General features: G+C 67.7%; 20 protein-coding genes. 5 read left to right on the top strand and 15 right to left on the bottom strand.

Annotation, left to right across the window (positions count from 1 at the left end):
• Positions 1 to 96: 96 nt before the first annotated feature.
• The 9 genes from QM806_RS21180 to QM806_RS21140 form a co-directional block, all read right to left on the bottom strand.
• Positions 97 to 834, bottom strand: coding sequence for an anti-sigma factor (locus QM806_RS21180; protein WP_005562263.1), 738 nt, complete (start codon positions 832 to 834; stop codon positions 97 to 99).
• Positions 827 to 1,405 carry a sigma-70 family RNA polymerase sigma factor gene (locus QM806_RS21175; RefSeq protein ID WP_005259110.1) on the bottom strand — a complete coding sequence of 193 codons (579 nt, stop codon included), beginning with the start codon at positions 1,403 to 1,405 and terminating at the stop codon, positions 827 to 829. The genes QM806_RS21180 and QM806_RS21175 overlap by 8 nt, the downstream gene beginning before the upstream one ends.
• Positions 1,406 to 1,503: 98 nt before the next feature.
• A complete protein-coding gene (locus tag QM806_RS21170) occupies positions 1,504 to 2,304 on the bottom strand; it encodes a DUF1295 domain-containing protein (protein ID WP_005562262.1) in 801 nt (266 codons plus the stop codon).
• Positions 2,301 to 3,611, bottom strand: coding sequence for a class I SAM-dependent methyltransferase (locus tag QM806_RS21165; RefSeq protein WP_054246548.1), 1,311 nt, complete (start codon positions 3,609 to 3,611; stop codon positions 2,301 to 2,303). The genes QM806_RS21170 and QM806_RS21165 overlap by 4 nt, the downstream gene beginning before the upstream one ends.
• Positions 3,608 to 4,990 carry a class I SAM-dependent methyltransferase gene (locus tag QM806_RS21160; RefSeq protein ID WP_210461378.1) on the bottom strand — a complete coding sequence of 461 codons (1,383 nt, stop codon included), beginning with the start codon at positions 4,988 to 4,990 and terminating at the stop codon, positions 3,608 to 3,610. Before QM806_RS21160 ends, QM806_RS21165 begins: the two co-directional genes overlap by 4 nt.
• On the bottom strand, positions 4,987 to 5,727 hold the full coding sequence (locus QM806_RS21155) for a DUF1365 domain-containing protein (protein WP_043787624.1): 741 nt from the start codon (positions 5,725 to 5,727) through the stop codon (positions 4,987 to 4,989). The genes QM806_RS21160 and QM806_RS21155 overlap by 4 nt, the downstream gene beginning before the upstream one ends.
• Positions 5,724 to 7,064 (bottom strand): NAD(P)/FAD-dependent oxidoreductase, encoded by a 1,341-nt coding sequence (locus QM806_RS21150; RefSeq protein WP_054246550.1) that lies wholly within the window; start codon positions 7,062 to 7,064, stop codon positions 5,724 to 5,726. Before QM806_RS21150 ends, QM806_RS21155 begins: the two co-directional genes overlap by 4 nt.
• Positions 7,057 to 7,704, bottom strand: coding sequence for an alpha/beta hydrolase family protein (locus QM806_RS21145; RefSeq protein WP_005562253.1), 648 nt, complete (start codon positions 7,702 to 7,704; stop codon positions 7,057 to 7,059). Before QM806_RS21145 ends, QM806_RS21150 begins: the two co-directional genes overlap by 8 nt.
• Positions 7,705 to 7,877: 173 nt before the next feature.
• A complete protein-coding gene (locus QM806_RS21140; RefSeq protein WP_005562251.1) occupies positions 7,878 to 8,537 on the bottom strand; it encodes a fasciclin domain-containing protein in 660 nt (219 codons plus the stop codon).
• 195 nt (positions 8,538 to 8,732) lie between these two features.
• On the opposite strand from QM806_RS21140, the gene QM806_RS21135 reads away from it, so the two are divergent.
• Positions 8,733 to 9,335, top strand: a complete 603-nt coding sequence (locus QM806_RS21135) for a lipocalin family protein (RefSeq protein WP_054246551.1) — start codon at positions 8,733 to 8,735, stop codon at positions 9,333 to 9,335.
• Here QM806_RS21135 and QM806_RS21130 read toward each other — a convergent pair.
• Positions 9,314 to 10,795, bottom strand: coding sequence for an SDR family oxidoreductase (locus tag QM806_RS21130; protein ID WP_167115716.1), 1,482 nt, complete (start codon positions 10,793 to 10,795; stop codon positions 9,314 to 9,316). The two genes, QM806_RS21135 and QM806_RS21130, sit on opposite strands and share 22 nt — an antisense overlap.
• Positions 10,796 to 10,854: 59 nt before the next feature.
• On the opposite strand from QM806_RS21130, the gene QM806_RS21125 reads away from it, so the two are divergent.
• Positions 10,855 to 12,207 carry a TIGR01777 family oxidoreductase gene (locus QM806_RS21125; protein WP_210461377.1) on the top strand — a complete coding sequence of 451 codons (1,353 nt, stop codon included), beginning with the start codon at positions 10,855 to 10,857 and terminating at the stop codon, positions 12,205 to 12,207.
• On the opposite strand, the gene QM806_RS21120 is transcribed toward QM806_RS21125, so the two are convergent.
• The 4 genes from QM806_RS21120 to QM806_RS21105 form a co-directional block, all read right to left on the bottom strand.
• Positions 12,188 to 12,556: an MmcQ/YjbR family DNA-binding protein gene (locus QM806_RS21120; RefSeq protein ID WP_283292714.1), complete on the bottom strand. Its 369-nt coding sequence runs from the start codon at positions 12,554 to 12,556 to the stop codon at positions 12,188 to 12,190. The two genes, QM806_RS21125 and QM806_RS21120, sit on opposite strands and share 20 nt — an antisense overlap.
• A gap of 75 nt (positions 12,557 to 12,631) precedes the next feature.
• Positions 12,632 to 13,030, bottom strand: coding sequence for a hypothetical protein (locus QM806_RS21115; protein WP_242322660.1), 399 nt, complete (start codon positions 13,028 to 13,030; stop codon positions 12,632 to 12,634).
• A gap of 138 nt (positions 13,031 to 13,168) precedes the next feature.
• A complete protein-coding gene (locus tag QM806_RS21110; RefSeq protein ID WP_005566332.1) occupies positions 13,169 to 13,318 on the bottom strand; it encodes a hypothetical protein in 150 nt (49 codons plus the stop codon).
• A gap of 262 nt (positions 13,319 to 13,580) precedes the next feature.
• The gene (locus QM806_RS21105) at positions 13,581 to 14,741 is read right to left on the bottom strand and encodes an RNA-guided endonuclease InsQ/TnpB family protein (protein WP_210461376.1); all 1,161 of its coding nucleotides are present in this window, start codon (positions 14,739 to 14,741) and stop codon (positions 13,581 to 13,583) included.
• 77 nt (positions 14,742 to 14,818) lie between these two features.
• Between QM806_RS21105 and QM806_RS41725 the strand changes: the two genes are divergently transcribed.
• From QM806_RS41725 to QM806_RS21095, 3 genes are read left to right on the top strand one after another with little or no spacing between them, the layout of a single operon-like run.
• On the top strand, positions 14,819 to 14,965 hold the full coding sequence (locus tag QM806_RS41725; protein WP_080606173.1) for a transposase: 147 nt from the start codon (positions 14,819 to 14,821) through the stop codon (positions 14,963 to 14,965).
• On the top strand, positions 14,962 to 15,750 hold the full coding sequence (locus QM806_RS21100) for an alpha/beta hydrolase (protein ID WP_283292712.1): 789 nt from the start codon (positions 14,962 to 14,964) through the stop codon (positions 15,748 to 15,750). Before QM806_RS41725 ends, QM806_RS21100 begins: the two co-directional genes overlap by 4 nt.
• A 43-nt stretch (positions 15,751 to 15,793) precedes the next feature.
• Positions 15,794 to 16,213, top strand: coding sequence for a carboxymuconolactone decarboxylase family protein (locus QM806_RS21095; RefSeq protein ID WP_167115705.1), 420 nt, complete (start codon positions 15,794 to 15,796; stop codon positions 16,211 to 16,213).
• A gap of 16 nt (positions 16,214 to 16,229) precedes the next feature.
• On the opposite strand, the gene aztD is transcribed toward QM806_RS21095, so the two are convergent.
• Positions 16,230 to 17,384: a zinc metallochaperone AztD gene (aztD, locus tag QM806_RS21090; RefSeq protein ID WP_167115702.1), complete on the bottom strand. Its 1,155-nt coding sequence runs from the start codon at positions 17,382 to 17,384 to the stop codon at positions 16,230 to 16,232.
• Positions 17,385 to 17,387 lie beyond the last annotated feature (3 nt).

The raw sequence follows: 17,387 nt of genomic DNA, 5'->3' as shown, positions 1-17,387 counted from the left end.
ACCGCCCCCGCCGCGATTACACACCACCCACCGCGTGACACACCAAGCCCCACGTGAGGGGCGACGCGTCCCGCGGGCCGCTTCGCCACTCACGTATCAGGCGAGGTTCACCGTCGCGAAGATGTCGCCGGTCGGCTGGGTGGAACCGCCGGGCGGTTCCACACTGAATCCGAGTTCCGTGGACTGGTCGATGTCGTTCACGACCGCGGTGGTCGACGGTGACACGTCATCGGCTTCCATGATTCCGGCGGACACCGGCTCGTGCGACGGTCCGAGCAGCCACATCTGATACACCGAACCCGGTGCGGGCGGCGGGACGTCGTTCATCACCAGCACTCCGGCGTCGACGTCCTTGGAGTACACGACGGTGGCCGAACCGCCACCGGCGATCGGTGCCACCGCAGTGCGGACGTCGTCGGCCGCGAGGATCTGCGCGGGCACGGGTTGGCCGTCCTCGCTCTGCAACTGCTGAGCGACAGTGATGCCACCCACGGCGAGGACGACGACCGCGGCCGCCGCACTCAACGCCGCCACGAGACGCCTGCGCTTGCGCGCACGAACCTCGTCCAGCGCTATCGGTGCGGGCGCAGCGGCAGTGCCGGGCAACGCATCGAGGATTCGCCCGAGCAGGTGAGCGGGCGGCTCGACCGCGGTGGACGCCGACTGGGCGGCCATCGTCTCGTGCACACTGCGGACGGCGGTGTCGAATTCCAGGCGAACGTGGGGCGGTGCACTCTGGACCGCGGTGTCGATCTCGAGGCGCTGCTGATCGTCGACGGCGTCGAGGGCGTACACCTGAGCGAGGTCGAGGATGTCGTGCTGGGACTCATCCATCGAACTGCACCCCCAGACATTGCTTGAGCCTGATCAATCCGTCTCGAATTCGTGATTTCACCGTGGGAAGCGCCACGGACAGCCGTTCCGACACCTCTCGGTACGTCAGCCCTCCGTAATAGGCGAGTACCACCGTTCTCTGCTGGACTTCGGTGAGCGTGCCGAGGCAATCGACGACGTCGCTGGTGTCGCCGCGTCGGGTGACTTCCTCCGACACGGCGTCGAACGGTCCGTACCAACTCGAGGCGCCGTAGGCGGCTTCCCGTTCGGTGCCGGACTGCTCGGACCGCACCCGGTCGACGGCACGGCGATGGGCGAGGGTGATCAGCCACGACAGCGGCGACCCCTGCTTCGGATCGAATTTCTCCGCGTTGTTCCAGACCTGCAGGTACACCTCTTGGGTGGTTTCCTCGCTGTATCCGGGATCGCGCAGAACCCGCAGCACCATCCCGTACACCCGCGCGCTGGTGCGTTCGTAGAAGTCGCTGAAGGCATCCCGCTCGCCCTGTGCGATACGCGCCAGCAACGCCGTCAGCGTCACGTTCTCCGTGTCCCTGTCGACGCCGGTCATCGGCCCATTCCGTTCATCGATCCACAGCCTAATAGCAGGTTGCGGCCGGTGTGACCACGATGGGACTCGGGGGGATGCGAGCGATGCCGGCATGGCACTCACCGCTTCGGCGGCAAGGGAAGGAAATAGCTGGTGCGCTGCTGGTATTCGGGGTAGCCGGGTCGCTGCGACATCGACTTCTCGAGCAGCCTCGCGCCGGTCGCGAACACCAGGAAATACGTCATGACCACCGGAGACAGCACAGTGAGAGCTCCGGGCCACACGCTCGCCGCGATGAGCCACAGTCCCCACCACACACAGGAATCGCCGAAGTAGTTCGGGTGCCGCGTCCACGCCCACAGGCCGACGTCCATGATCTCGCCCTTGTTGGACGGGTCCGCCTTGAACGCCTTCAACTGGTGGTCGCCGACCGATTCGAACACGACACCCACCACCCACAGGAGGACGCCGAGCACTCCGACGACCGCGCCGAGCCCGGATGCGGGACCGAGGACGGCCGACACTTGCAGCGGCAGCGACACGAACCACTGCGCGAGGCCCTGGGTGAGAAAGATCTTCCTGACGACGACACCGGGCGAGTCGCCGCCCGCCCGGTCGAGCATCTCCACGTAGCGCGGGTCCTCGCCCTTGCCTGCGGACTTGGCGTACATGTGCCAGGTCAGTCGCAGGCCCCACACGGCGACGAGCACCACCACCAGCCAGCGGCGCAGTGTGTCGCCGTCGCCGATGACGGCGGCCACGAGCGCCACCAGGACGAAACCGAGGCCCCAGGACACGTCGACGACGTTGTAGCGTCCGATCCGCCGGCCGACGAGGAACGTCGCGGCCTGGAGGACGGCGAGCACGAGAACGCTCGCCGCGGTGACGGCGCCGAAGTCCGACCAGTCGAATCCGTTCATCGGAGCACGCCGGATCCCGCGGAGTCGACCCGCACGGCAGGCATGAGAGATCGACCCGCCGCGGTCGGCTTCACGGCCAGGATCTGATCGACGCCCATGCGGCCCTGCTCGAAGCTCATCCCGCCGCCGACGAGGTACAGCCGCCACACCCGGGCCATCTCGAGCCCGACCATCTCGACGACGTCGTCCCAGCGGGACTCGAACTTCTCCAGCCACGCCTCGACGGTCCAGACGTAATGCTCACGGAGACCATGCACGTCGCGTACCTCGAGCCCGGCTCGTTCGAGGTACGCGACGCTCTCGCCGACGGGACGCATAGTCATGTCGGGAGCTATGAACGACTCGATGAACGGGCCGCCGCCGGGATGGCGTCCGGTGCGGGACATCTGCTGGATCAGGACCCGCGCACCGGGCTTCGCGTTGTCGTAGAGGGCCTGCGCGTACCGGGCGTAGTTCTTCTCGCCCACGTGCTCGCCCATCTCGAGGGAGGCGACGGCATCGAACGGGCCGTCGGGGACCTCGCGGTAATCCTGCAGACGGATCTCGACGCGGTCCTGCAACCCGCGCTCGGCGATCCGCTTGTCGACGAACGCCTTCTGCTCACGGGAGATGGTGACACCGACGACGTGTGCACCGTACTCGGCTGCGGCGTGCAGGCTCAGCGATCCCCAGCCGCATCCGACGTCGAGCAGCCGCATGCCGGGTTCGAGTCCGATCTTGCGGCACACCAGGTCGAGCTTGTCCCGCTGGGCGTCCTCGAGTCCGTAGTCCGAATCCTGCGGTGTTCCCGGCGCATTCCGGGTGAAATAGGCGCACGAGTAGGCCATCTGCGGGTCCAGGATCAGGGCGTAGAAATCGTTGGAGAGATCGTAGTGGTGACTGATCGCGGCGCGGTCGCGCAGCAGACTGTGCAGCCGTCCGCGGATGTTCGCCTGTGTGGCGGGTGCGGGGAGCGGCCCGCCCACGACCCCCAGCTTCGCGGCGACGCGCAGCACCTTCGCGACCGTCGTCGGGCTCGGCCGGACTCCGTTGAGCCCCCGCTCGCGGGCCACCGCCCACACGTGTGCCAGCGCCTCGCCCAGGTCGCCCTCGATGTCGATCTCACCCGTCACGTAGGCCTGCGCGGCCCCGAGTTCGCCGGGGTTCCAGAGCAATCGGCGCAGGGCGTCGGGACTGCGCAGCACCACCCTCGGCGCCGAGACCGGGCCTGCGGTGCTGCCGTCCCACGCGGTCAGATGCACGGGCAGTTCGCCGCGGACGAGCGGACGCAACGCCTTGTCGAGTTCGGCGGCAACGGTCACGGTCATGCTCCCGTCTTGTCGAGGACGAGCTGCTGGACGTCGATGTAGCCGGAGCGGAACCCGGCCTCCGAGTAGCAGAGGTAGAAATGCCACATTCGCCGGAACGTCTCGTCGAATCCGAGTTCCTCCGCCTGCGAGCTGTGCGCGGCGAACCGCTCCTTCCACAGCCGGAGCGTCTCCGCGTAGTGCTGTCCCATGCTCAGGCGTTCCCGCACCCGCAACGCGGTGTGTTCGGCGGTGACGGATTCGATCGCCTCGGTCGACGGGAGGAATCCGCCCGGGAAGATGTACTTGTGCACCCAGGTGTAGGTGTTGCGGGTCTGCAGCATCCGATCGTGCGGCATGGTGATCGCCTGCAGCGCAACCTTTCCGCCCGGAGCCAGGAGTTTGTCGAGCACCCGGAAGTAGGTGGCCCAGTACTGATGTCCGACGGCCTCGATCATCTCGACCGACACGATGGCGTCGTACTCGCCGTCAACGTTGCGGTAGTCGAGCAGGTCGATCTGCACGGTCTCCGAGTGGCCGGCCTCGGCGACGCGCAGGCGGGCCAGGCTCTGCTGTTCGCTGGACAGCGTCACCGAGCGGACCACGGCGCCGCGTTCCGCCGCCCGGATGCACAGCTCTCCCCAGCCCGTCCCGACCTCGAGCAGCCTGGTTCCCACACCGACACCGGCCTCGTCGAGCAGCCGATCGATCTTGCGGCGCTGCGCGTCCGCGAAGTCCTCCCACTTCGGGGTGATCTGTGGGACGGGTGCCCGCAGGACCGTCACGTCCCGGACCTGCCCCACGCAGGTCGGGGTCGTCGAGAACAGTGCACTCGAGTACGTCAGCGTCTCGTCGAGGAATGTCTCGAACATCTCGTTGGACAGGTCATAGTGCCGGGAGATGTTGGAGCGGGTGTTCTGCTCGGTGTTGCGTTCCTGGGCGGGGTGTTTGGCGACATACAGTGCGCGCAACCGTTGCAGCGGGCGGGGAATGAGGGTCGCCATCCGTGAGGCGAACACGCTCAGCACCGCGGCGAGATCCGGCGACGTCCAATCACCGGCCATGTACGACTCGCCGAAACCGATGAGGCCGCTCGTCCCGACCCGCCGGGCGAACGCATCCGGGTTGCGGATGATCATGCGCGGCAGGATTTCCTGCTCCCGGCGAGCCCCCACCAGGGTGCCGTCGGGGTACTCGATGCGGACGTCGAGGTCGGCGGCCGCGCGGCGGAACAGGCGGTCGGCGACCTTCGCCGACATCGAGGCACGCGGACCGGTCGGCACGTCGGCCAGGCCAGGCCAGATCCGGTTGTCGATCCGCGGATCCTCCCCGGTGAACTCGAGGTCGGCGGTACTCACGGCAGGCGATGCGTCCATGCCGGTGTCCTTGTTCCTTCTCACTGAACTGTCTCCTTCTGCCGGCCGTCGGGCCGAGCCGTGACGGGGAGTCCACGGGCCCACAAAGTGATTCCCTGGATACGAATGCGAGCCGACACCACGAGAGGTGCCAGGGGAGTGCGTAGTTGAGTCCTCAGGACCGTCCGGCGGGTGGCGGGCTGCCGCGTTCCCCGCACCGTCGCGGTGAACGGGGCGTGCCCGTCCCGGTGGAGCACCACGTTCAGCGAGAGCCTGTCGCCCGGCTCGGGGAACCGCATCTCGTATCGGCCGCTCACGTCGTTGAACGGGGAGACGTAGAACTGCTTGTCCACCTCGGCGCGGTCGCTGCCGTCGGGCCGGATCAGGTAGCTGTGCCGCTGACCATAGGTGTTGTGCACCTCGGCGATCACGCAGCGGAGGCTGCCGTCGACGTCGTGGCACCAGTACACGCTGAGCGGGTTGAACACGTAGCCGAGCACCCGCGCGTTGAGGAGCGCCGTCACCGTCCCGCCGCGGAGGTCGACTCCGTGGGTGGCGAGGAACGCATCCACCCGGGCGCGCAGCGTGTCCGCGCCGGCACCGGAGCCGGGTTCGAAGTGGTCCTCGGCGCGGAAGCGGGCGAACGGACCGAGCCACCCGGGTAGGTGCGGAAGGTCGTCGACGTCCACGTACCAGCTGTAGCTCGAATACTCGAAACTGTTGCGGACGGGTTCGGTGCGTGCGTGCCGGATCGTCGTCGAGTAGATCGCCGGCGCGGTCACGACACCGTCTCCCGTTCGCGGTGTCGCCCGGCGTGCGCATCCCACGATCCGCCGATCCGTTCGGCGGCGCGCAGGCCCGAGAGCGCCCCGTCCTCGTGGAACCCCCAGCCGTGGTAGGCGCCCGCGAAGGCGAAGGTGCCGGAACCGAGTTCGTGTAACCGCGACTGCGCGGCCACGGAATCGGGGGTGTAGATGGGGTGCTCGTACGTCATCTCGGCGACGACCTTCGACGGGTCGACGAGGTGCTTGCCACCGAGTGTGACGAGGAACCGCCGGTCGCGCACCGTGTCCAGGCGCATGAGCCGGGTCATGTCGTAGGTGACGATGACGCCCGTGGCGTCCGTGCTGTCGGCGGGCGTCAGGTAGTTCCAGGAGGCCCGGGCGTTCTCCGCGCGGGGGAGCAGCGACTCGTCGGTGTGCAGCTGGGCGTGGTTCACCGAATACGGCATGTCGCCGAGGATCTCGGTCTCGAGGTTCGAGGCGTCGCCGAGCATGGCGAGCGCCTGACGGGGGTGAACGGCGACCACCACGGCGTCGAAGTACCGGACGTCGCCGCGGCCGTCGACGACGCACGCGCCGCCGTCCGGGGTGCGTTCCACCTTCTGCACGGGGGTGTCGAGAAGTATCTCGTCGAGGTGTGCCGCCACCTTCTCGACGTAGCGGGCGGAGCCACCCGTCACGGTGCGCCACGTGGGTGACCCGAAGACGGTGAGCATTCCGTGGTGCTCGAGGAACCTGAACAGGTAGCGAGCCGGATAATGCGCCGCCGTCGTGGGATCGCACGACCACACCGCCGCGACGAGCGGTGTCATGAAGTTCTCGACGAAGTACGGGCTGAAACCGTTGCGGCTCAGGAACTCGCGCAGCGGTTCCTGCGCACCAGCCTCGTCGGCCGGGGTGTCGAGCACGGCACGGGCGCAGCGGTGGAATCGAAGAACCTCGCCGAGCATCCGCCAGTACCGCGGCCGGGCCAGGGTGCGCGTGGTGGGGAACAGCCCGCGGATCCCCTTCGCGCCTGCGTATTCGAGCCCGCTCACATCGGATCGGATCGACATCGACATGTCCGAATCCTGGGTGGCCACGTCGAGTTCGGCGAACAGGCGCAGCAGGGTGGGGTAGGTGCGGTCGTTGTGCACGATGAAGCCCGTGTCGACGTCCACTTCTGCGCCCGAGTCGAGTGCCAGGTGGTGGGTGTGGGCGTGACCGCCGAGACGGGCGTCGGCCTCGTAGAGGGTGACGCGGTCGTGGCGGGACAGAACGTAGGCGGCGGTCAACCCTGCGACGCCGCTGCCGATCACCGCGACGTTCCTGCGTTCGAGCTTCTCCGAATCATGCATGGCGACCTGCTTTCCGGTCTGTCGGTGCGGCGACGACACCTTCCGCAGCGAAGGCGTCGAGAACGAAATCGGCGGTGATGCGATGCCACCAGCGAGGCCGGGTGAGCATGAAGTGTCCGGCTCCCGGCAGGGGAGTCCACGAGGCGTTCACCCCGCGAGCCAGCACCCGCTCGGTCTGGACCCGGGAAGAGGTGGGATCCGTCCAACGGTCGGCGGTTCCGTGCGCGACCATCAGGCTGCGGTCGGCAGGCACCAGTTCGCCGTCGGACTCGGGCCACCAGGGTGCGAGCGCGGCGATCGCCCGCACGTTGTCGAGCGCAGCGAGGTGAGCGGCGACGCGGCCGCCCATCGAATGTCCGACGACGGCGACGGGGACGTCCCCGAACCGCAGCCGGGCCCGCTCGACGGCAACCCGGGCGTCGTGCACCGGGCTGGTCTCGGGGGCGTTCCATCCGCGGACCCGGTACTGCAGCCGCTCCACGACGATTCCGTGCCGGCCGAGCGTGCACCTCAGAGACCAGGCCATCCAGGTCATGCGCAGATTCGACAAGTGCCAGAACCGCGAGGGTGCCTGACTGCGTGGTTTGCCGCCGGGCAGCACGAGTACGTACGCCGGGGCGGTGGGTGAGCCTTTCTCCATAACCGTTATTCGGAGCTGACTTTGTGTCGGATGGGCGGACCAGCACCCGCTCACGTGAGTGGCGAAGCGTGCCCGAGCACACCGTGGCACTCACGTAAGCGCACGCGAGAAACCCGGCGGCATCGGTGTGGGACCGATGCCGCCGGGCGCGGAGAACTGTGAGACGAGGGTGCTTACTGGGGCATCAGGACGGAGTCGATCAGGTACACCGTGGCGTTGGCGGTCTGGACGCCACCGCAGATGACGCCGGCGTCGTTGACCTTCAGGTCGTCGCCCGAACCGGTGACGGTGACCGTGCCACCCTCGACGGTCGTGTGCTGGCCGTCGATGTCACTCGGCGCGATCTGGCCGGGGACGACGTGGTAGGTCAGGACCTTGGTGAGCAGCGCCGCGTCGGTCTTGAGAGTCTCGATGGTGGCTGGGTCGACTTTCGCGAACGCGGCGTCCACCGGCGCGAACACCGTGAACTGCCCGCTGTTCAGCGTGTCGACCAGGTTGACCTGCGGGTTGAGCTGACCGGATATGGCGGCGGTGAGGGTGGTGAGCAGTGGGTTGTTGGACGCGGCCGTCGCGACCGGATCCTGCGCCATGCCACTGACCGAACCGGCACCGTCGGGCACCGTCTCGGCGTAGCCGGCGCAACCGGGGCCGACCAGGTTGGCAGCGGGATCGGCCATCGCGGACGAGGTCATCGAGCCGGACGACATCGATTCGGACGTCATGGCCTCCGAGCTGCTGCTCGACGAGTCGCTGTCGTCCGACGAACACGCTGCGCCCAGCAGGACCAGGGACGTGCTCGCTGCGACTGCCAGAACTCGTGTGGTGATGTTCATGGGTTATTGCCTCTCTCTCCGGTGTGGGTGCGGATGAGCACCATCGACAGGCATTCGGAGCGGTCTCCCGATCGGATGGGTCGAAGGTTTTCCCGGATCGACCCATCCGATCCGGGAGGGGCGTCGAATGCCCCGTGAGAGGGTGCTGGACAGGCCCTCTGTTCCGGCTGCCCGTTAATCGTGAAAGGACCCGAGATGTCACGTTCGAAGGTACGTGGATTCGCCGCAGGACTGCTGACCGCCGCTGCGGCCGTGGTGCTGGCGGCGAGCCCGGCACAGGCTCAGCCCGGTGCGCTCGCACCCGTCCCGTCTCTCGACGTCCAGAGGTACCTCGGTACGTGGTATCAGTTGGCCGCTGTGCCACAGCCGTTCAACCTGGACTGTGCGCGGGACACCAGGGCGACGTACGGGCTCGTCGACCCGTCGAACGTCAGCGTCGCCAACTCGTGCACCACCTGGGCGGGAGGGACGAACGGAATCAACGGCAACGCGCGCGTCACCGATCCGGTCACCAATGCGCAACTCCACGTGAGTTTCCCGGACGTGCCGTTCCAGAGTTCACCGGACGGGCCCACCAACTATGTGGTCACCTACATCGCCGACGACTACTCGTGGGCGCTCGTCGGTGACCCGGCACGGGCTTCGGGTTTCGTCCTCTCCCGCAACCCGGCGGTCGACGACGCGGGATGGAAGCAGATCCGGCAGGTGGTGGAATCGCGTGGCTACAACTCGTGCCTGTTGCTGACGTCCCCGACCACCGGTGGCCGAGAAGGAATTCAGCCGCTCTGCACGGTCTGACGGGCAGCCGAGCCGGTGATGTTCTCCATCATGCCTTTGAAGATGATTCCGTGGAACGGCATGATGGAGTACCAGTACAGCCGTCCGGCGAGGCCTTTCGGGAAGAAGATGGCTCGTTGATCGAGTCGGGACCGGTCGGAATCCACACTGTGGACTCGCCATTCGAGCCACGCCCCGCCCGGTGCCCGCATCTCGGCGCGCAGCCGTAGCAGAGACCCCCGGTCGATGTGTTCGACCCGCCAGAAATCCAAGGGGTCACCGGTGTTGAGCTGCTTCGGGTTCCGGCGTCCGCGGGTGAGTCCGACACCGCCGACCACGCGGTCGAGCCAGCCGCGCACCGACCACGCGAGTGGGAACGAGTACCACCCGTTCTCGCCGCCGATGCTCTCGACGACGCTCCACAGCGTTCCGGCGTCCGCTTCGCAGTCCCTGGTGCGTTCGTCGGTGTAGACGACCTCACCGGCCCAATCCGGGTCGGACGGCAACGGATCGGACGGGGCGCCGACCGGGGACGCACTGGCCCAGGTCGTCTCCACCTCGCCGTTGTCGATGCGCCGCAACGCCAATCGCACGGCGTCCCGGTACGTCGTCAGGCCCGCCTTCGGCGGTGGGATGACGTCGTCGATGTCGTGCTCGGTGGCGACGGCATCGTTGTGGAGTGATTCGATCAGTGCCCGCCCGAGTGAGCGGGGGATCGGGGTGACCAGACCGATCCACAGACCGGCGAGCTTCGGGGTCAGCACCGGGAGGACGAGGATGCGACGCTGACGCAGGCCCGCGACCTCGGCGTACGTCTGCATCATCTCGCCGTAGCGGATGACGTCGGGGCCACCGATGTCGAAGGTGCGGCTGCGCGGCAACGGCGCCTCGGCCGCGGCGACGAGGTAGTGCAGCACGTCGCGGACCGCGATCGGCTGGATCCGGTTGTTCACCCACCGCGGGGTGGTCATCACGGGGAGCCGGTTGGTGAGGTGGCGGATCATCTCGAACGACGCCGAACCGGAGCCGATGACAACCCCGGCCTGCAGAACCATTGTGGGAACACCGGAGTCGACGAGGATCTGCCCCACCTGTGTGCGGGAGCGCAGGTGCGGCGAGAGGTCCACCGAGTCGGGATGCAGTCCGCCGAGGTAGACGATCCGGCCGACACCGGACGTGCGGGCCGCGTCGGCCACGTTCTCCGCGCTGACGCGTTCGGCCTCCTCGAACTCCTCCGAACCGCCCATCGAATGCACGAGGTAGTAGACGACGTCGACGTCCGTGAAAGCGGCAGAAAGGGATTCGGGATCGCTCAGGTCGCCGCGGACGATCTCGACGTCGGACGCCCACGGAACGTCGGTCAGTTTCTCGGGTGAACGCACCAGCACCCGCACCCGGTAGCCGGCTTGCGAAAGCCTGGGGGCGAGGCGTCCGCCGATGTATCCGGTGGCACCGGTGACCAGTACACGTAACTGCGTCATTCCCACACGCTACCCGTCGTTGTCACCGCCTCGCCCGCTGTCGCGACTAAGGTCGGGTCATGGGCATCGTGCATTCGAGCGTGGTCGAGGCCTCGCGGGACGAGTTGTTCGCCTGGCACACGAGGGCCGGGGCTTTCACCCGGCTCTCACCGCCCTGGCAGCCACTGAGCCTCGTGAAGGAGTCCGAGTCTCTGGAATCGGGTCGTGCCGAACTGCGCATGCCCGGCGGCCTGACGTGGATCGCGCAGCACGACGCGAAGGCGTACGACCCCCCGTACCGGTTCGTCGACTATTCGGCCGCGCTGCCGCTGCGACTGCTGGTGCCGTGGCGGCACACGCATACGTTCGACGTCGTGTCCGAGGGCCGGACCCGGGTCACCGACCAGGTCGACACCATAGTGCCCGGCCACTTCCTCCGGTCGACGTTCGTCTACCGCCACCGCCAACTCGCCGACGACATGGACCGGCACCACTGGGCGTCCACCCTCCTGCCCGGTCCCCTCACCGTCGCGGTGACGGGGAGTTCCGGTCTGGTCGGCTCCGCTCTCACCGCGTTCCTGAGCACCGGCGGGCACCGGGTGATCCGTCTCGTGCGCCGCGCTCCCAGCACACCCGACGAACGGCGCTGGAACCCGGACGCTCCTGCCGCGGACCTGCTCGACGGAGTCGACGCGGTGATCCACCTCGCCGGCGCGTCCATCGCGGGACGGTTCACCGACGGTCATCGCCGGGCGATCAGGGACAGTCGTATCGCGCCCACCCGTCGGCTGGCGGAAGTGGCGGCAGCGTCCGGGCAGGGACCGATGATCTTCGTCAGTGCGTCGGCGATCGGGTATTACGGCCCCGACCGGGGCGACGAGGTGCTGCACGAGCAGGACCCGCGGGGCGACGGCTTCCTCGCCGACGTCGTGGCGCACTGGGAGGACGCGGCGACGCCGGCCGCCGACGCCGGACTGCGGGTGGTCCACGTCCGCACCGGGATCGTCCAATCGCCGAGCGGCGGCGTGCTGCGCCTGCAACGGCCGCTGTTCGAGGTCGGACTCGGAGGTCGTCTCGGTGCCGGAACGCAGTGGCTGTCGTGGATCGACATCGACGATCTGATCGACGTCTACCATCGCGCCGTCGTCGATTCGGGGTTGAGCGGTCCGGTCAACGCGGTGGCGCCGAATCCGGTTCGCAACGAGGAGTACACCGCGGTCCTGGCGTCGGTACTGCACCGCCCGGCCTTCCTTCCGGTACCCGATTTCGGGCCGAAGCTCCTGCTCGGCGAGCAGGGCGCACGCGAACTCGCCCTCGCCGATCAGCGCGTCGCCCCGGGCAAACTAATCGAACGCGGTCACCGGTTCCGCCGCCCCGACCTCGACACGGCGCTGCGCCACCAGCTCGGGCGGTTCAAGACCGACGAGGGGTAGCGCGCCCCGCGTCGTACGCCGCCACGACCCGCTTCGGGGCGGTGAGACGCCACGCCTCCTCGACGAGTTCGGCCAGTTCTTCGGCGTCGACGCGGTCGAGGACGACGTTGATCCAGCCCCACCGCCCGAAGAACGGTGCGACCAGGAAGACGTCGGGATCCTCCTGCAGCAGAGCCGCCTGCGTTTCCTTCGTCGCTTTGAGGCAGACGGTGGGGGCGCCGTAACCGACGAGACCGAACATCTTCTTGCGCACGCGGAACGTCGGCTGGTCGCCCCAGTTGGCGATCACCACCTCGTGCGTCTCCGGCAAGGCCAGCATCATCGCGCGCACGTCGTGTTCGGTGGGCATCACAGCTCCTGGGCAGCCGGTCGGTGGTCCGGGACCTTTATATCCCGGATCACCGACAGCGCGGACCGCGGCGGGTCAGACGAAGGCGAATTCGTCTCCGGCGTGGAACTTGGCGAGCGATTCGGAGACCGATCGCCGTGACGGCGGGTGGAAGGCGAATGCGTGGACGGCGGCGGTGAGGTAGCCGATGTCGGAGGATGTGATGAACGCGATCCCGCCGAGCGATTCGACGGCCGCCGCGGAGGCGCGGACGAGCGCGTCGCGAATCGCGATGCGCGAGAACAGCAGCCGCACCGAGATATCCTGTCCGCGTTCGTCTTCGTCGACGGCGCGGGCGATGTTCTCGATCGCGGCCATCGCGTTCTCCACGTCGGCGGCGGCGCGCACGTAACCCTCGTAGTCGTCCTTGCCTGCCGACAGTAGCCGCTCGAGCAGCGCGCTCGCCGCGCCCAGATAGTTCGCGGTGACGAGCATGCCGAACCAAGGTACCCGGTCATTTCGTGTTGCCCGTCGGGGTCGTCGGCGCCGTTGAGGAGAACGAGGTCGGCGGGGATCAGCGCGATCGCCCGCTGCACCCGCACGGCCCCAGCCCGCCGGATTCCTTGGAGATGGTCAGTGCGGTGCCGCCTGGGCCCCGAAGCGACCGATCGCTCCGCTGTCTCTGCCTTCGAGCGTGAGCAGGTGTGTCTCGTCCAGGTAGGTGGCAAGGCCGAGCAGAAAGGACGTCAGCGCTGCGTGTTCACGGGCCATCAATGCGGTCATGACAATCCTCGAATTGTTCTCGAAAAGCCGGATCTCCCGAAATATCCACAGGGGCACGAGCGATGGCCTATCCGACCTGCCTGGTCGGCGTCGGTCACCAAACCGGATCGGCGACGCTCCGAATCAACGGAGGAATCCCGATCGTGCACACCGCGGGGAGATTGGTATCGATGGCTATCAACGTATCCGGCCCTGAAGGGCCGGGTTTGCCAGTCGCGTCCCTGACTGGCTGTCAGGGACCCGCCGACTGTAGGCCGGTTGATTAGACGGCCCGATGACTTCGCGTCGTAGTCGTGTACTGCACATACCCGAGGTAGGCGATGTTCAACGCGGCATTGTGATCTGCCTGATCGACATGCCCACACATCCGGCACACGAACCGATCCTGTGTGGTCCGGTTCGCCTTGTCGACGTGTCCGCACGGATAGCACGTCCGCGAGGTGTTACGTGGATCGATCACCACCAGGGGAACGCCAACCGACACGGCTTTGTAGGTCACGAAGTCCCGCAACTGCGCGTACGCCCACGAGTGCAGTTGTTGCCGCTGAGTCTTGGCCAGCCGTACCCGCTCGCGGATCCCGGAAAGGTCTTCCAGGACAATCCCACGACCGGTGCGTTGCGCCTGGGCAACAATAGTCTTCGAAATCTGATGATTGATATCGGTGGCGTACCGATGCTCCTTCTCACGACGCCCTCGCAACTTCCGCTTCGCCGACTTCGACCCGACCTTTTGCAGGGCCCGCCGGGTCCGCGCGTAGTTGGTGCGGCGCGCCGTGACGGCCCCACCGGACCAGTCCGCCGACGCAGCCGTGTCATCGGAGGTCACCGCGAGGTTCACGATCCCCAGATCGACGCCGAGGAACTCCTGGACCACCACCGGTTCGGGTGTCGGGACGTCGACAGTCGCGTAGAGGAACCACATGTTGTCGCGGAACACGAGATCTGTTTCACCGCAACGGTGCTCCAGGAGTTCGCGCTGCCACGGCGCGCACACGTACCGCACTGCCTTGAGTCGACCTTCGCACGTCCAGATGCTGACCGTCGAATCCTGCTGTTGCCAGGACAGGCACCGATCGTCGAACGGTTGCGCCGCCAACGCCCGGAACCCGATCGCCGTGGCGGCGATATCCGTGGCGCGTTTGCCGCCACGCGGGCCATAATTCCCGGCCTCAAGGTTCGCGCCCCGCGTCGCGTAGGCGTCCGCGACCTTCTTGATCGTGCGGACCGCCGGTTGCGCCGACAGCCCCAGCGCCTTCAACTGGTGGTAGACGGCCTTCTGCAGGGCGAACGCGCGGCGATCCTCGACGGCCTGCGCGACCCGTGACACCACGTCGGCGGCGGTGTTACACAACACCAGCGTCTCGTGCAGGGCATGCGCCTGCGCGTCGGTGGGTGCGAGTTTGATCTTCACCACCCGTTTCACACCCGCACCCCCTTCACCGCGCGCCGGGTCGAATATTTTGTGGCCCAAAGAGTATCGGCGAGGCGCGTTCTGATCCGATGCTCATTCACTGTGAGGAGATCATGGCAGAGGGGTGTGACAAGTTCGGTGTGACGCTGACCGAGTGCAATGGCGACGCCGATCATGTACATCTGCTGATCCACCACCCGCCGGCCAGTCAACGGTGTCGAGGGGTGTCTCTGTGAATATTTACTCCGGCCAGTGGGTGACCGCGGGGGAGACCGTCGTCGATTCGACGCGCCTGACCGAGGCGACCGGCTGGGTGCCGACGCTGACGGCCCGGGAGTCGCTGGCCGTCATGATCCTGCTGCAGGGGAAACACCTGTTGCGCAGGGAAGATGCCCTGGAGCGCCGCATCGCCTGCGAGGCGGCGCTGGAGCCGGCATCCGAATTCGTCGGCGTAGACGGCCGCGGGATCGAGCACGTCCAGATTCCCGCGGCGACCGGGGCCGTGCACGCCGAAGTTCACGCGGCGCAGTCGGGCGGCTCAGCCACCGTGGAGTCGGGCGGCTCAGCCACCGTGGAGTCGGGCGGCTCAGCCACCGTGGTCCTGCCCGCGCCACCCGGACTCCACGCGCGGTATCTCACCCCGTTCGCCGCGGAATTGGCGGAGAACGGGTTCGACGTCGTCGTCGTGGACCTCCCCGGGCACGGGTTGAGCACGGGGAGGCGTGGTCGTGCGACGGTGGCCGGGGTGAACGACGCCCTGGCGGTTGCGCTCGGCTACGCCCGGATCCGGTTCGGTGTCACTCCGCTTGTGGTGAGGGTCGGCGACGCGACCGAGCGCGAGTCGCGCCCGGGACGATGGCGATCGAGGGTGGCCCGCTCGCGGACCCACGCGTCGGTCAACCCGGCCGACGGGCTGCTCCCGCGGAGGCTGCGGTACGAGGGTGGGCTCGGGCACATCCCGCACGCCCACTCCGTCCGAGACGTCGTCGCACTCACCCGCGCCGATCGCGTCGACTCGTAGAGTGACTCCCGAACACGTAGGCGCTGTGAACAGGAGTGAACTCATGACCAGTGAAGAACCCGGGAAGCGGAGTCCGGCCGTCGAGGCGGGTCTGACGGTACGGCGTGAGGTGATGGGCCCCGACTTCGTCGAGCGGGCACTCACTCGCACGGCGGGGACCGACAGCGAGCAGCTGCAGGAGTTCGTCACCGAGCACGTCTGGGACGCCGTGTGGAACCGGCCGGGGCTGGACCGGCGAAGCCGCAGCCTCCTCAACCTCGGCATGCTCATCGCGCTGCGTGCACACGGTGAGCTGAAGGGTCACGTGCGGGGTGCACTGCGAAACGGTCTGACCCGCACCGAGGTCGTCGAAGCGGTGATCCACGCGAGCGCCTACTGCGGCGCCCCCGCCGGGTTGTCGGCGATGGCCGTGGTGCAGGAGGCGCTCGACGCGGAACTGGGACCGCTGGAAACCGAAGGCTGACGCCACGGTATGCGAATCAGCCCGTGACGCCGGTGATCTCGTTCGGGATCTCCGGCAGGTCGGCCTGGCCGGATACGGTCCAGGTGTCGAGGTCGATCGTGTGGATCTTCTTCTTCGCGGGATCGGTCACATAGGCGGTGTGGTCCTGCACGTACAGCGCGGGCCGCGGCGACTGCCACTTGTCCGGCTCCGTCCACGGATCGAGGACGTCGACAGTGCGGCTCACCGCCTTGCTGTTCGGGTCGATCACGTGCACGGCGCCGTCGGTGCCGAGGACGAGTGCCTCACCGTGCGGGGCGCGCCCGAGCGAGCGGAACGTGTAGCTGGTGCCCAGGTCGACGAGGGTGAGTTGTCCGGTGGCGGTGTCGGTGAGCGAGACCCGTTCGGGGCGCTCGAGTTCGGCGTCGGGGTCGGTCTTGTAATCGCCCAGCAGTATCGGTGAATCCTCGTCGCCGGCCTGGTTGCCGATGCGCCCGTAGGGATCGGGGCTGGTGACCTTGGTGATGACGCCGTCCCGGTAGATCAGCAGGCCGTTCTGGCATCCCACCACCACCGTCTCGTCGGCGGCGACGGCCTCGCCGTGCACACCGGGGCAGTCCTCGTTGCGTGCGATCTCCTTGCGGTCGCGGTCGAGTACGACGATGCCGGTGCGCTCGTCCTCGTTGCCGACGGTGGTGAGCAGGCTGCCGTCCGAGAGTTCCACGGCCACTCCGTGATGCGCCTCGGGCGTCGTGTACTCGGTGGTGTCGGGTGTTCCTTCGGAGAGTCCGGCCGGATCGAACACGCGCACCAGTCCGGTGCCGTCGTCGAACAGCATCGTCTTGCCGTCGTGCCGGACCACGTGGCCGGGCGTCTTCGCCTCGAACGCGACGTCGGTGAGGGCAGGTTCGGCGGTGTCGAGGGCGGTGAAACTGTTTCCGGTGCTGACCAGCACGTGCCGGTCGTCGCCTGCGGGGTTGAGCCGGGTGAATCCGTCCACCTCGGCAGAACCGACCACGTCGAGGCTCTGCGCGTCGAGAACCAGCACGCCGCCGTCGTAGCTCAGTGCCAGCCGCGGTGCGGCCGAGTTGGTGGTGGTCGCTTCGGCCGCGCCGGAGTCGGTGGAGCAGGACGTGAGAAGTGTCGCCGAGAGTGCCACGGCGGCAACGGCGGTGGGGAGAGGTCTACGCATAAG

The organism is Rhodococcus sp. IEGM 1351 (assembly GCF_030056875.1).
Classification (GTDB): domain Bacteria; phylum Actinomycetota; class Actinomycetes; order Mycobacteriales; family Mycobacteriaceae; genus Rhodococcus_F; species Rhodococcus_F opacus.
The sequence above is the reverse complement of the archived record's forward strand: the minus strand, read 5'-3'. Positions and strand labels throughout refer to the sequence as shown.